Origin of the sequence: Shewanella sp. HL-SH2 (assembly GCF_051164935.1) — a bacterium.
In the GTDB taxonomy this organism is placed as follows: domain Bacteria; phylum Pseudomonadota; class Gammaproteobacteria; order Enterobacterales; family Shewanellaceae; genus Shewanella; species Shewanella glacialimarina.
The window spans coordinates 3,817,535-3,830,795 of the sequence record NZ_CP195035.1 but is presented as its reverse complement, the minus strand read 5'-3'; the positions used below and the strand labels follow the sequence as shown (position 1 = coordinate 3,830,795).

14 protein-coding genes are annotated in these 13,261 nt (G+C 40.1%); 8 read left to right on the top strand and 6 right to left on the bottom strand.

Annotated features, from left to right (window positions below):
• Window positions 1–7: 7 nt before the first annotated feature.
• Entirely contained in the window at window positions 8–2,308 is a 2,301-nt protein-coding gene (lptD, locus tag ACRWP9_RS16675) for an LPS assembly protein LptD (RefSeq protein WP_434926924.1), read from the bottom strand.
• Window positions 2,309–2,452: 144 nt separating this feature from the next.
• On the opposite strand from lptD, the gene ACRWP9_RS16670 reads away from it, so the two are divergent.
• From ACRWP9_RS16670 to ACRWP9_RS16650, 5 genes are read left to right on the top strand one after another with little or no spacing between them, the layout of a single operon-like run.
• On the top strand, window positions 2,453–3,508 hold the full coding sequence (locus tag ACRWP9_RS16670) for an aminoglycoside phosphotransferase family protein (protein ID WP_434926923.1): 1,056 nt from the start codon (window positions 2,453–2,455) through the stop codon (window positions 3,506–3,508).
• Window positions 3,509–4,225: an N-acetylmuramate alpha-1-phosphate uridylyltransferase MurU gene (murU, locus tag ACRWP9_RS16665; RefSeq protein WP_434926922.1), complete on the top strand. Its 717-nt coding sequence runs from the start codon at window positions 3,509–3,511 to the stop codon at window positions 4,223–4,225.
• Between the two features lie 41 nt (window positions 4,226–4,266).
• On the top strand, window positions 4,267–5,040 hold the full coding sequence (djlA, locus tag ACRWP9_RS16660; protein WP_434926921.1) for a co-chaperone DjlA: 774 nt from the start codon (window positions 4,267–4,269) through the stop codon (window positions 5,038–5,040).
• 57 nt (window positions 5,041–5,097) lie between these two features.
• A complete protein-coding gene (locus ACRWP9_RS16655) occupies window positions 5,098–5,715 on the top strand; it encodes an outer membrane beta-barrel protein (RefSeq protein WP_434926920.1) in 618 nt (205 codons plus the stop codon).
• Between the two features lie 25 nt (window positions 5,716–5,740).
• A complete protein-coding gene (locus ACRWP9_RS16650; protein WP_434926919.1) occupies window positions 5,741–6,688 on the top strand; it encodes a D-2-hydroxyacid dehydrogenase in 948 nt (315 codons plus the stop codon).
• A gap of 171 nt (window positions 6,689–6,859) precedes the next feature.
• Here the strand turns inward: ACRWP9_RS16650 and purT are convergent, their stop codons facing one another.
• Window positions 6,860–8,035 carry a formate-dependent phosphoribosylglycinamide formyltransferase gene (gene purT / locus ACRWP9_RS16645; RefSeq protein ID WP_434929111.1) on the bottom strand — a complete coding sequence of 392 codons (1,176 nt, stop codon included), beginning with the start codon at window positions 8,033–8,035 and terminating at the stop codon, window positions 6,860–6,862.
• A 220-nt stretch (window positions 8,036–8,255) separates the two neighbouring features.
• On the opposite strand from purT, the gene ACRWP9_RS16640 reads away from it, so the two are divergent.
• Window positions 8,256–8,684 (top strand): DUF3302 domain-containing protein, encoded by a 429-nt coding sequence (locus ACRWP9_RS16640; protein ID WP_434926918.1) that lies wholly within the window; start codon window positions 8,256–8,258, stop codon window positions 8,682–8,684.
• Window positions 8,684–9,826, top strand: coding sequence for an HlyD family secretion protein (locus ACRWP9_RS16635; protein WP_434926917.1), 1,143 nt, complete (start codon window positions 8,684–8,686; stop codon window positions 9,824–9,826). The genes ACRWP9_RS16640 and ACRWP9_RS16635 overlap by 1 nt, the downstream gene beginning before the upstream one ends.
• A gap of 46 nt (window positions 9,827–9,872) precedes the next feature.
• Here ACRWP9_RS16635 and ACRWP9_RS16630 read toward each other — a convergent pair whose 3' ends face one another.
• The gene (locus ACRWP9_RS16630) at window positions 9,873–10,448 is read right to left on the bottom strand and encodes a DUF4136 domain-containing protein (RefSeq protein ID WP_434926916.1); all 576 of its coding nucleotides are present in this window, start codon (window positions 10,446–10,448) and stop codon (window positions 9,873–9,875) included.
• A gap of 85 nt (window positions 10,449–10,533) precedes the next feature.
• Between ACRWP9_RS16630 and ACRWP9_RS16625 the strand changes: the two genes are divergently transcribed.
• Entirely contained in the window at window positions 10,534–10,845 is a 312-nt protein-coding gene (locus ACRWP9_RS16625; protein WP_434926915.1) for a DUF1289 domain-containing protein, read from the top strand.
• On the opposite strand, the gene ACRWP9_RS16620 is transcribed toward ACRWP9_RS16625, so the two are convergent.
• Genes ACRWP9_RS16620 through ACRWP9_RS16610 form a run of 3 tightly spaced genes read right to left on the bottom strand, consistent with a single transcriptional unit; the run spans window position 10,842 to window position 13,260 of the window.
• Window positions 10,842–12,113, bottom strand: a complete 1,272-nt coding sequence (locus tag ACRWP9_RS16620; protein WP_434926914.1) for an ATP-binding protein — start codon at window positions 12,111–12,113, stop codon at window positions 10,842–10,844. The two genes, ACRWP9_RS16625 and ACRWP9_RS16620, sit on opposite strands and share 4 nt — an antisense overlap.
• A 14-nt stretch (window positions 12,114–12,127) precedes the next feature.
• Entirely contained in the window at window positions 12,128–12,841 is a 714-nt protein-coding gene (locus ACRWP9_RS16615) for a response regulator (RefSeq protein WP_434926913.1), read from the bottom strand.
• A complete protein-coding gene (locus ACRWP9_RS16610; protein ID WP_434926912.1) occupies window positions 12,841–13,260 on the bottom strand; it encodes a DUF3019 domain-containing protein in 420 nt (139 codons plus the stop codon). The genes ACRWP9_RS16615 and ACRWP9_RS16610 overlap by 1 nt, the downstream gene beginning before the upstream one ends.
• Window position 13,261: the final 1 nt, after the last annotated feature.

Sequence of the window (13,261 nt, the reverse complement as noted above, 5' to 3'; positions counted from 1 at the left end):
AAGCGGCTTAATTCCTTAAGTAAAGTGGCTTACGGTAGTTAAATAAACCTTCATTTAGCATATCTTCAACTCCAAGTGGGCCTGATCCGCCTAAGCCTTTAATGACAAAATTGAGGTAAATACCTTTATCAAATTCTTCACGCCCGTCGATACTTTGTGATAAATCGTCATCATAGTTTGTTTTGATGCGGTAATGGTAACTTAATCGTATAGCCCAGCAACATGACTCATATTGGACTCCAGAGTAGGTTTCAACACTGCGAGATTCATTTAAGTCATAATACCAATTACCAACAAAGTATAGGTCATCGCTAATCGGCCAAGATGTTCTGAGGCCAGCTTGAGAAATACTGACTCGGTCATTGGTGTTGGTATTGAGAAGATCTGGTACGTAACGGTAGCTAAATTGCAGTAATTTGTCGTTACTAGGGCGAAAATCTAAAGTGACTTCATTTTTTTTATTTTTGCCATTTTCGGTATCATGTTGAACAGAACCGCTAATAAACCAATCTTTATATAACTGTGCATCGAGCTCTGCGGCCAAAATTGACGTTGACTCAGTTTCCTGTAAACGCTGGTTCTCACTTAATACTTTCGATTCGTCAAAATAGAGCGTTTGCCCCAAACTAAATTTAAACTTTTCGAAATTTAGCTCATCAAACAATCGAGTAGTGAAACCTAAAGTCAGTTGATTTGCATCAGCAATGCGGTCTAAGCCTGAATAACGTCTATCCCGGAATAAACCAAAATAATCTTCCTGAAGTTGAGCCGTGTCGTAAATGCCAATGTTTGTTTGGTCTTCATAACCCACATACAGGTATTGAAACTGTGGCTCTAATGTTTGTTTTGATAGACTATCAAACATCGTTGTTGGACGCTCAAAATTTATTTGGCCCAACACTCGAACTTGAGGAATTGTACGGCTTACTGATTCGTCATAGTCAGTATCGAGATCGATAAGTTGCTGCCAATATTGGGTCTGCATAAGCTTAACTTCACTGGTTAAACTTCCCGCAGGCCCCTGAATGGGTAAGGTTAAACTGGGCACCATATGTAAGCGTGTCGCCGTTGAGTATTCATCTTGTTGATGACGAAAATTAGTCAGTTCTGAGTTGAATTTAAAGTCAATACTATTGAAAAAATCGGTTTGACGATAATTGAAATTTAATTGTGGCATAACTTGGTAGGGTAACTCGTCCTCGCCCAGTACTTTGATGTCTTGTACTCGCATGTTGAAGTCCCAATTTTGCTCAAAATAGCTGGCTTCACCAATACGCGACAATTGATTATCTGTTGAGCGGTTAACATCGGAATTTAAGTCATTGAAATAGTTGTTATCAGATACATCGGTATAGTTTGCTCTGACACGCCAATTGTCATTAAGAGCGCCTTGATGACTCCAATGATATAAATAGCGATCAGGGTTGTTAAATAGTTTGCGATCACTGCCTAAATATTCAACATTCATCTGGCCATTTTGTTGTTCGCCAGCAAGATAACGGAACTCTGTTTTAGTAAATATACCGCGTGAAGACATGATATCTGGCGTAAAGGATAAGTCATACTCTGGTGCAATATTCCAATAATATGGCACGCTAAATTGCAGGCCATTAGTAGTACTTGTACTGAATGCTGGAAATAAAAATCCTGATTTTCGTTTATCTGATACCGGAATCGTCATGTAAGGGATATATAAAACAGGCACGTCAGCAATACGCAGTTTGGCATTCCATATTTCACCCCATTCTTCTTCACTGTCAATTTTAATCATGTCAGCTTCAAGTAACCAAGATTCATCACCGGGTGGGCAAGTGGTAAAGTTAGTGCCAGATAAAATTAAGTTATTGTCAGAGGTTATCTGTAACCGTTTAGCGTCCCCATGAATTTGTTGACCATTAAGCCAGTATTCAGCACCTTCTAAATTGGCGCTGCTGCTGCTCATTTGTGCTTGCAGTGAATCAGCAGTAATGGTGAATTGCTCATCTTTAAAAATGAGATTGCCATTAGCATTTAGTTGTTGTTTGCGCTGATCTAAAATAGCTTCGTCAGCTGCGATATGCCTTGTGCCCTGACTAAAACTAACATCTCCGCGAAAGTGGGCTTTGTTTTCAAAAGAGGCCGACGAATCGTCTGAAATAATCACAATGTCAGTATCTTTTATGCCAGATAGCTTTTCACGATCGCTAAATGAGCGAGAGACTGGAGGCTCGACTATACAAAGTTGAGGGAGTTCCTCTTCTACATTGGGTGCCTGAGCAAACACGTATTGAGGTAATAGGCATAAGGCCAGAAGATATCGGATCTGCATTATAGTCAAATAATTATGAATTCTTGTTCTGGAAAGTTTGGATTAATAAAGAAGTTAGCAGCTAACAAAAACAATCCATTCTTTAGCTGTTTCCAAATGTTATGCTGGCTATAATAAAGCAATTTTTGTCGAAGAGCCATTGAGATGAGTCAAACAGATTTAAGATTTTCCTTATTATCCTCTTGGTTAAATCAGTATTTTGGTCAAGAAGTAAACGTTTCGCTAATTTGTGGTGATGCTAGCTTTAGACGTTACTTTAAACTGACGGTCAAAAACAACCATTATATTGTCTCCGATTCGCCTGTGACTTTAGTGCCTATTGTGCCATTTATTGCGATAGCAAAGGCATATCATCAAGCCGGAGTATTAGTTCCTGAAGTTGTACATTACTGTCTAGAACAAGGTTTTGTTTTGCAAACAAATGTCGGTGATGAGCAGTTACTATCCATTTTGAAAAACGATAATGTTGCTGGTTACTATCAACGGGCGCTGGATTTACTCGTGCCTATTACAGGTGTTACTCAATACCATAATGCAGAAGGTAAAAGCCAATCATTTCCTTTTTACGATAGTGCCTTTGTTGAAAAAGAATTAACTATTTTCACCGAATGGTTGATTGGTGCTCATCTTCAGTATGATTTGTCACAAGTAGAATCTACCATGTTGAATGACTGTTTTCAGCAGTTGATAGTTAATGTAGAGGCTCAGCCTAAAATGGGTATGCATCGTGATTTTCACAGCCGTAATTTGCTTATGAATCATGGCATACCCGGTCTAGAGCGCCTTGCTGTGATTGATTTTCAAGATGCTGTAATAGGTCCGATAACCTATGATGCCGTATCACTGCTTCGTGATTGTTATGTCAGATGGCCAGAGAATATAGTGAATTCATTGATGCGTTATCATTATCAATTGCTAATGAAACATGAATTAATTGATCACAATGCCGATTTTTCTGTTTATCAACAATGGTTCGATTTGATGGGGCTACAGCGTCATATTAAAGCTGCGGGTATTTTTGCGCGATTAAAATTAAGAGATGGAAAAGCAGGTTATATGGCAGATATTCCTTTAACCTTACAATATATTGTCGATATTGCGGGGCGTTATCCTTCGCTGAAGTCCTTAAGCCAATGGGTTGAAGAGGTGGTGTTACCAAAGGTGCTCGCAAAGAATGCCACTTTAGGAGGAGGTCTCTAAATGAAGGCGATGATATTAGCGGCAGGGCGAGGTGAAAGATTAAGACCACTAACAGATTTAATGCCTAAACCTTTGGTTAAAGTTAATGGTAAACCTTTAATAGAATATCACTTAGAGAAGCTTGCTGAGTTGGGTATAACTGACGTCATAATTAATCATGCCTGGCTTGGACATATGCTTGTTGAATCATTAGGTAATGGTGAACGTTGGGGGTTATCGATTCATTATAGCGCTGAAGCCGAGGCGTTAGAAACCGCAGGCGGGATAAAAAATGCTTTACCTTTGTTAGGTTCAGAACCTTTTTTATTACTGAATGGCGATATTTTTATAGATGCATTACCAGATATAGAAGCCGCATTATCTGTGGTTAATCAACGAAAAGCAGATGCTTATATTTGGTTGGTTGATAATCCATCACATCACTCTCAAGGGGATTTTTGCCTTATTTCTTCGTTAAGTTCTGTGGGTAAGAGCGATCTTGAGCATGCGCTAGTGGTTCTTGATGGTTCTACGCGATTCACTTATAGCGGAATGGGCGTGTATCATCCTAAAATGTTTACTGAGCTAGCAAACGGATCACAACCACTCGGTCCGTTACTTAGGCAATCTATTGCACAAGCACAAATTTATGGTCACTGTTTGACACAATATTGGTGTGATGTTGGCACTATTGCTAGATTAGATGCGTTAAATACACGAGTAATGTCATTATCTTAAGTTTGGATAACAAATTTTTATAAAATATAACGGAACAGTCAATGCGAATTTGGGGCAAGGTTTTTGGGTTTATCATTGGGTTTATGTTTGGCAGAATTGCTGGCGGCATAATGGGCCTTTTTTTAGGACACCTTTACGACAAGCGTAAACGTTTATCTGGCCTCATCCAACAAGCGGGTGAGCGACAAGCGACTTTTTTTAATGCGACCTTTGCTGTTATGGGGCATGTTGCCAAAGCATCTGGCCATGTAACCGAAGCTGATATTCGCGTAGCAACATTATTAATGGATAAAATGCAGCTTACTGGCCAGCCGCGTGCTGATGCTCAGGCTGCATTTCGTTCGGGTCGCCAAGCCAATTTTGATTTATTTCAAACCTTAGCCGATTTTAAACGAGTTACACAAAGCCGGCATGAACTGCTACAAATGTTTTTAGAAATTCAAATTCAAACGGCTCTGTCAGATGGCGAACTACAAGCTAAAGAACAGCAAGTGCTTGCTGTAATAGCGGAACAGTTAGGATTATCTGCAGTGCTAAAAGATTTGCTCGCTCGCTGGCAAGCAGAATTTCAACATCATCAATCAGGCCAAGGCAGTAAAATGCCACTTAACGATGCTTATCTGGTACTGGGTATTGCCGAGTCTGAAACGGATCAGCAAATTAAACGCGCTTATCGGAAACTAATGAATGAGCATCATCCTGATAAGTTGGTTGCCAAAGGGCTGCCGGAAGAGATGATGATGATAGCTAAAGCTAAAGCTCAAGATATTCAAGCCGCTTATGAAACGATAAAAACTTCTAGAGGTATGCGTTAATTGATTAATTAAGCGGTTATATTAATGGATAAAATGTAAACAGGAGTTGGGCAAAATATGAAGCTAGTAAGATTAGCACTTATGGCTGTTTGTGCATTGATTAACCCAAATAGTTATGCTGAGATATTTGTAGCCCCTTTTGGTGGTTATAGTTTTGGTAGTAATGGGCTAGAAGTCTCAGTTAATGATGCCCAGACTAATCTATCAGAGTTAAACATCACTGAAAGTGGCAACATAGGTATTATGTTAGGTGTAACGACCAATGATCCTGGCAATATGTACTTTCTATATAGCCGACAAGATACAGATTTACGTCAAGGCTCGCTGTCATCAGATAAGTTAACCGAACTAGAGGTTAATTATTTCCATCTTGGCGGAACATTATATTTTCCAAATGGAAATTTGAAACCTTATATTACAGCCAGTGCAGGTTTAACCCAACTGCGTCCAAGCAAAGAGTATTCAAGTGAAACTCATTTCTCTATGGGCATTGGTGGCGGTGTTGCCTATGAGGTTACTCAAAATGTTAGTCTGTTTGCTGATGTGCGCGGATATGCCACTTTTTTGAATTCAGATGGTGGATTATTTTGTAATCAAGCTGGCTGTATATGGCAAATACAGGGTGATTTAATGTGGCAAAGCCAAGTTAACCTTGGTCTTGAGATTGCTTTTTAATGTAAGGACTAAAGGCTAATAGATAATGAAAATAGTTGTGCTAGATGGATTTACATTAAACCCAGGTGATTTAAGTTGGCATGAATTGGCGCAACTAGCACCCTGCAAAGTGTATGAGCATAGCTTAATTGATGATGTGGTTATTCGTTGTCAGGGTGCAGAAATCATTTTAACTAACAAAACCCCAATAACAGCGGATATTTTAAAACAGCTTCCTGATATTAAATATATTGGTGTACTAGCCACTGGTACCAATGTGGTTGACCTTATCTACGCCAAGCAAAGGGGCATAATAGTCACCAATGTACCAGCGTATGGCCCTGACGCGGTAGCGCAAATGGTGTTTGCCCATATTTTGCATCATACACAACAAGTCGCCTTGCATGATAACGCGGTAAAGCAAGGCCTGTGGGCTGGACAGCGTGATTTCTGTTTCACTTTATCTCCATTAATGTCGCTAAAAGGCAAAGTGCTCGGGTTAATTGGTTTTGGTGACATTGCTCAGCATGTGGCACAAATTGCGTTAGCTTTTGGGATGCAGGTTTTGATTCATACTCCTAAAATTAAAGAAGGACTTTCCCAAGGTATAGAGTGGTGCGAGTTAAACGATCTATTACCTAAAGTTCAATTTTTATCACTTCATTGCCCCCTGACTAATGCAACACACCAAATGATCAATACATTGTCTTTAGCGAAATTACCTAGCAAGGCATTAATAATAAATACTGCCAGAGGTGATTTAGTCAATGAACAAGATTTAGCAGACTGGCTTAACCAAGATAAAGGCTTTGCGGCGGTAGATGTATTGTCGAGCGAGCCTCCCAAAATTGATAATCCATTAATCACTGCTAAAAATATTACAATAACTCCTCACATTGCTTGGGCAACGAAAGAAGCTAGGCAAAACTTGATGGATATAGCGGTGAATAATTGCCGACAATTCATACTAGGCAAACCAACTAATGTGGTCTAGTCGCATATTTATGTCCCTTTAATTGCATGGCCAGAGTTGCTCTGACTTGATAAGAGGGGTTATAAGATGAGTATGAAGTATGACCTCGCATGAGCGGCATAAAAAAACGCCATATTAATATTTAATATGGCGAAGGTAGATGTCAGTTACATCGCTTAATTTAGCTAATCACTAAAATATCACTTTAATTTCTGCAGCGGCCTTTTTTGCCTTTTCGATGGCATTTTCAATACTGGTATCTTTGGCCAAGGCGACACCTAGACGACGACGTCCATCAATATCGGGTTTGCCAAATAACCTAAGTTGAGTATCGGGTAAGGCTAAAGCCTTTCCCATACCTTGATATCGAATGTTGTCCGATTTCCCTTCCCCTAGAATGACCGCAGAAGCAGCGGGACCAAACTGCTCAATTTTACCGATAGGTAAGCCTAAAATAGCCCTCACATGTAATGCGAATTCCGATAAGTCTTGGCTGATTAAGGTGACTAGGCCAGTATCATGTGGGCGAGGGGAAACCTCAGAGAAGTAAACTTCGTCGCCTTTAATGAATAATTCAACCCCAAAGAGTCCATATCCGCCCAGCGCTTTAACCGTTTTCATTGCGACAATTTGCGCTTGTTCTAACACATTGTCCGGCATAGCTTGAGGCTGCCATGATTCACGATAATCGCCGTCTTCTTGTCTATGTCCAATAGGTGCGCAAAAATGAATGCCATCAATTGCGCTAATGGTGAGTAAGGTAATTTCGTAATCAAAGGGAATAAAGCCTTCGATGATCACTCGTCCTTGACCTGCACGCCCACCTTGCTGAGCATAATCCCAAGCCGCCTGAATATCGTCAGTAGACTTAATGACACTTTGGCCTTTACCTGATGAGCTCATCACAGGTTTGATCACACACGGGAAGCCAATTTGTGCTATTGCCTGGTTCAGTTCAATTAACGTGTCGCAAAAGAAATATGCTGAAGTCGGTAAGCCTAATGTTTCGGCTGCTAATCGACGAATGCCCTCTCTGTCCATGGTTAACTTTGCCGCTTGCGCGCAAGGCACTACGTTTAATCCCTTGGCTTCTAAAGCCAATAACATATCTGTTGCAATCGCTTCAATTTCAGGGATAACAATATCTGGTTTTTCTAATTCAATGACAGCAGATAAAGCAGCCCCATCTAGCATGTTAATCACATGGCTACGATGGGCTATTTGCATCGCTGGAGCGTTAGGGTATCTATCGACACCTATCACTTCAATACCAAATCGCTGCAATTCAATAGCGACTTCTTTACCCAACTCACCGCAACCAAGCAACATGGCCTTTACGGCATCAGTACAACCTGGCGTGCCTAATATCTCTAATGACGAAGTACTCATATTCACCCTTGTTCAGTGTTTTGTTATTAGAACAGTTTACCTACTTTGGAGGTCGCTTTGCTATTGTTTTACTGTAAATATTAAGCTAATACGTTAGATTTACTTATTTAGCTTTATCTTAACATTAAACAAACATTGTAAATTGTAAGTGGGTATGTAAGATTTATTGTTATTAGATTTTACATGGCCTGGAGGCTAAATGTTTTTAGATTACTTTGCATTAGGGATATTATTTTTTGTCGTTATTTTTATTTTTTACGGCATTATTGCTATCCATGATATTCCCTATGAGATTGCTAAAAAACGTAATCATCCGCAACAGGATGCCTTACATATTGCAGGTTGGGTTAGCTTGTTTACTTTGCATGCTATTTGGCCTTTTCTGTGGATTTGGGCCACGTTATATCGTGAGGATAGAGGCTGGGGATTTTCAGATAGCCGCCAAAGAGAGTTAATTCTTGAAGGTGAGGTAAAAGAACTTATTCAGCAAGTGACTCAATTAACGCTTAGGTTAGACCAAGTTGAGAGTAGTAAAGTGGCTAAAGCCATTGCCTCTAAAGGTGATTTAGCTGCGGTAAAAGTAACTGAAGAGCTTCAAACCGAGTCAGTTGATAAGGAGATAAAATAATGGATTTACTGCTTATTCTGACCTATGGCGCCATTTGTATCGCAATTTTTAAAGTCTTCAAAATTCCATTAAATAAGTGGACTGTGCCGACAGCCTTACTTGGCGGCATAGTGTTAATAGGTTCATTGTTGTTATTAATGAACTATAACCATCCCTATACCAAGTTTACTAGAGAGTACTTCGTTTCTATTCCTATTACCCCTGCGGTGAAGGGGATTGTGACTGAGGTGAATGTTCAGCCCAACATGCCTGTCAAAGAGGGCGATGTTTTATTCAAAATAGATCCCACACCTTATGCTGCAATGGTAAAGCAAAAGCAAGCAGCACTTAAAGAAGCTGAACAACAGGTGCCTCAACTACAAGCTGCCTTTGAGTCCGCACATGCTAAATTAGAACAAGCTCAGGCAGATTCAACCCGGACGGAATCAGCATATAGACGTTATGAAGAAGGACGTAAAAAAGGCGGTCAAAACTCACCTTTTACTGAACTTGAATTAGATAATCGTCGTCAACTTTACTTAGCATCATTAGCGCAGCGCGATGCTGCAAAAGCGGATGAACTTCGCAGCCGCCTAGCATTTGAGTCAAATATTGACGGGGTTAATACTAAGGTTGCGGGATTACAAGCTGAGTTAGCTAAAGCGCAATTTGAATTAGAGCAAACCATTGTGCGCGCACCTGCTGATGGTGTGGTAACCCAATTAGCATTGCGCAAAGGGGTAATGGCCGTTCCCATTCCACTTCGTCCTGCATTAACTTTTATTCCAGATGAAGAACGATATTTTGCCGGTGCTTTTTGGCAAAACTCGTTAATGCGTTTAAAGGAAGGCGATGAAGCTGAAGTGATTATCGATGCAGTGCCTGGTGTGGTGTTTAAAGGCAAAGTGGCTAAAATTTTACCCGCGATGGCCGAAGGTGAAGTCCAGTTTAGTGGTAGCTTACAATCATCAAGTAGACTGTTTCAACGTGGTCGCGTAGTAGTATTAATTGATCTTGATAAGAATACCACCCTTGATAGCTTGCCTGCAGGCGTTGCTGGACAGGCAGCTATTTACACTGAACACTTCAGTCATGTTGCTGTTATGCGTAAAGTACTACTGAGAATGCAGGGCTGGTTGAATTATCTATTTGGCGATCATTAACTTTTAGCTGATCTCAATCAACTTGGTTTAACTAAAAGTGAAGTGATTATTTTGCCGGTTTGGGCGGAAACTGTTGAAGAATATGATAAACAGTTTCAGCCGTTTTCTGGGCTTTAAGCTCGCCACCTTGTTCAAAATCATATTTATCAGTACCGCGCCAAATCAATCGGTTTTCTTTTGGGTCAATGACATCAATCTGAATAGTTTGCATTTTTGCACTATCACTGCCGATCGGAACCCCAATACTGGTACCAATACTTGCTCCACCGCTACTTCCCCAGCTACCTGTCCCCAAACCAATTGAAAGACCTGAACTTTTAGGCTTGGTCTCAGTTTGAAAGGCAAAACTAACCAAGAAATCAGCATTATTATCAGTTTGGATAAAACCTTGGCTGACCAATGCTTGCACAATGTCCCGGTTAACTCTTTGTACAGTGAGCGGATCGTCGGTATTGGCAACATCTACAAGGTTAAAGCTTTGTAACTGACTAAAATCATAATTAATATCATAGTCATTTTTTGGCGTACTTTGGCAACCTAAAGCAGCCAAACCTACTATCAACAATATGGCTTTAGAGAAAAAGTGCAACAAGGTTTTATAATGCATGATTGGCGTTAACATAAGAGGTGTCTCCAAAAAATGTACATTTTTACTGCAATTGGTATAACCTTAACTATATCGTTAATTGGTTAACTTCGCTCTCACTATGGAACAATTAAGTTTTTTCGCTATTCCTAGCCCCTGTGTTGGTATCTGTCAGTCAGATACTAAAGGGTATTGTTCAGGCTGTTTTCGCAGTCGTGACGAGCGCTTTAATTGGCTGCATTTCTCTGAACTTCAAAAGCAAGATATCGTGCGCTTGTGTGCTGCGCGGCGAAAAAGACGTCAATATGCTGTATTCAAAGCGCAAAAACTACAGCAACAACAGCAACAAGCGAGCAGTAATAATCAGTTTGATTTTAACCAAGCTGATGATACGGATTTATTGAGTGATTTCAGTCAGTTTGAGCTAGATTAGCTTTTTGCCATTATTATAGGCCAGCTTAGAGTGAATTCAGTTTTTGCCTGGTTACTTGATATGGCTACATTTCCCTTATGGCGCATCATAATCCGTTTAACAATGGCGAGGCCCAAACCGTGGCCTTTATTGCCACTATGTTGGGATTGGCTACGATAAAAAGCATCAAAAATATAAGGATGATCTTCTACCGGAATACTAGGGCCGTCATTGTTAACTGATAAGTAGACTTTATGTTGATCCGTTCGTAAATTGATTTGAATACTTGATTTAGCATAGCGCTGTGCGTTGGTAACAAGATTTTGTATTGCCCGTTCGACCAAGGACCCTTCGCCTTTAATATAGATTTGCGTGCTGTTAGTAAGACTTAATTCAATATCATGATCACTTAAATCTTCAAGCCTGAGGATCAATTGTTTACAGATACTGACCAGTTCGCAGTTTTCTAAAATGGGCTCAATTTGCATCGTTTCTAGGCTGGCGTAAGTCAATAACTCCTGCAACAAGTCCTCCATCTCTTTTATATCAGTTTGCATGCCCTCCAAAAAATCAATACGTTGGTTAATATCGCTTTGAGGTAGACAATATTGCGGCAGTAGAGCAAGCGCGAACTTAAGCCTTGCTAAAGGTGTTCTAATTTCATGTGAGACAGCATTAGTAAGATGTTTTTGGTTATCTATTAAACTGCTGATGTGCTGTGCCATATCATTGAAGGTGAGAGCAAGAGGTGATACTTGAGAACTAGTACTGAGCTCAATGCGAGTATCCCAGTTGGCTTCACCAAATTTTTTAGTAGCCATACGCAGTATTTTTAAATCTCGCGAAAGGGGCCATACCCATATTAAAGCTACCAGTGCCAGTGAGGCATAAAAAACGATAGTAAATATTCCGCGTAATTGACTGCGGGGTTCAATGTCAAACGGTCCAGCCACAAGCACTTGTTCACCGACGGCAATAAATTGCAATTGTTGCTCATTTGATTCAGTGGTTAATATCTGATTATCTGCAAGTTGTATATCACCATTTAAGGCAACTTGATTACGTTGAAGCAGTTGTAATGAAAATGAGTGTTGATCACTTATCGCATCCAGAAGAGATTGCCTATCGATCTCTGGCTGCTGAGATAAGAGCAATGCTAAAACAACAAGCGGCGTATCGACATCATCATTTTCGTCAACATGGTTTTGCCAAAGGCTATCTAATGTCCAGCCTATGCCTAAAAAGCTTAAGCTGAGTAGTAAATATAGGCTGATGAATAAACGTTTCATTTTAGTGTTATCACCTAGCCATTCCATGCTTCTGGCGCGAATAAATAACCTTGTCCCCATACTGTTTTAATACGAAACGGCGTTTCAATACTATCCCCCAGTTTTTTGCGTAGACGAGATGTGCGAACATCAATTTTGCGATCTTTGCCATCAAAATCGATGTTGAGTAGATATTGATAAATATATTGACGACTTAATACCTGACCTGCCTGTGAGGCTAACAGCCATAACAGCTCAAATTCATGGTTGGTAAGGTCAACTTGTGTATCGCCTAGTCGAATCGTTTGCGTATGCGGATCGATACTGAGCTTGCCAAAATTAAGACAATGAGACTCTGGCTTATTAGGCAAAGCTTGGCGACGAAGTAAATTATTAATTCTAGCCACTAATAATGCTGGTTCAACCGGTTTCACGACGTAATCATCTGCGCCTAATTCTAAGCCTTTAATTTGATCTTCATTGGTGCCCAAGGCACTCATTAATAAAATAGGGCCGGAAAAATAATCGGCTAACTTTTCGCAAAGACTGAATCCATCAAGTCCTGGTAGCATAATATCAAGCAAAATAATGTCAGGCTTGTAGCTGATTAAACGTGTCAATACTGTGTCGCCGCGACGTTCTACTTCAACATGCATGTCATGGGTTTTTAAGTAATCAACAATCAGGTTGGCTAGTCGAATATCATCTTCAACTAATAAAACTCTGTGGGTAGATTGTGGTTGGGTCATTAAAATAAGCTCCAAGGATTTCGATAGCGTCTTCTGATTTGTCGAGATGATGCTTTATTGACCTTTAATTTTACGCCCGCAAGCGTGATGTTGTCGTGTTTGCTGACAAGTATAAATTGGATGTCTTTATCGGTTTTTATGGTTAAATTGACCGATTTTTCGTTTGGGTTGTCCGAACACCATCTCGGTATGCTTGGGTAGTCTGAAATAATGCATACGAGTTCTTCATTGACCAAATTCCATGTGAGTAAAAGGTCTATCTCACAGTAATCAAACTGATCATCAGTGAGGCAAAAATTTGGCATAGCATTTAGCTGCACTTGATGTTTAAGAGGCTCTGCCGTTGTTGAAAAAACACTCATAAACAAAACTGATATACCAATAAGCTGATATAAAATGCTGATAGGATGATATTTCAAA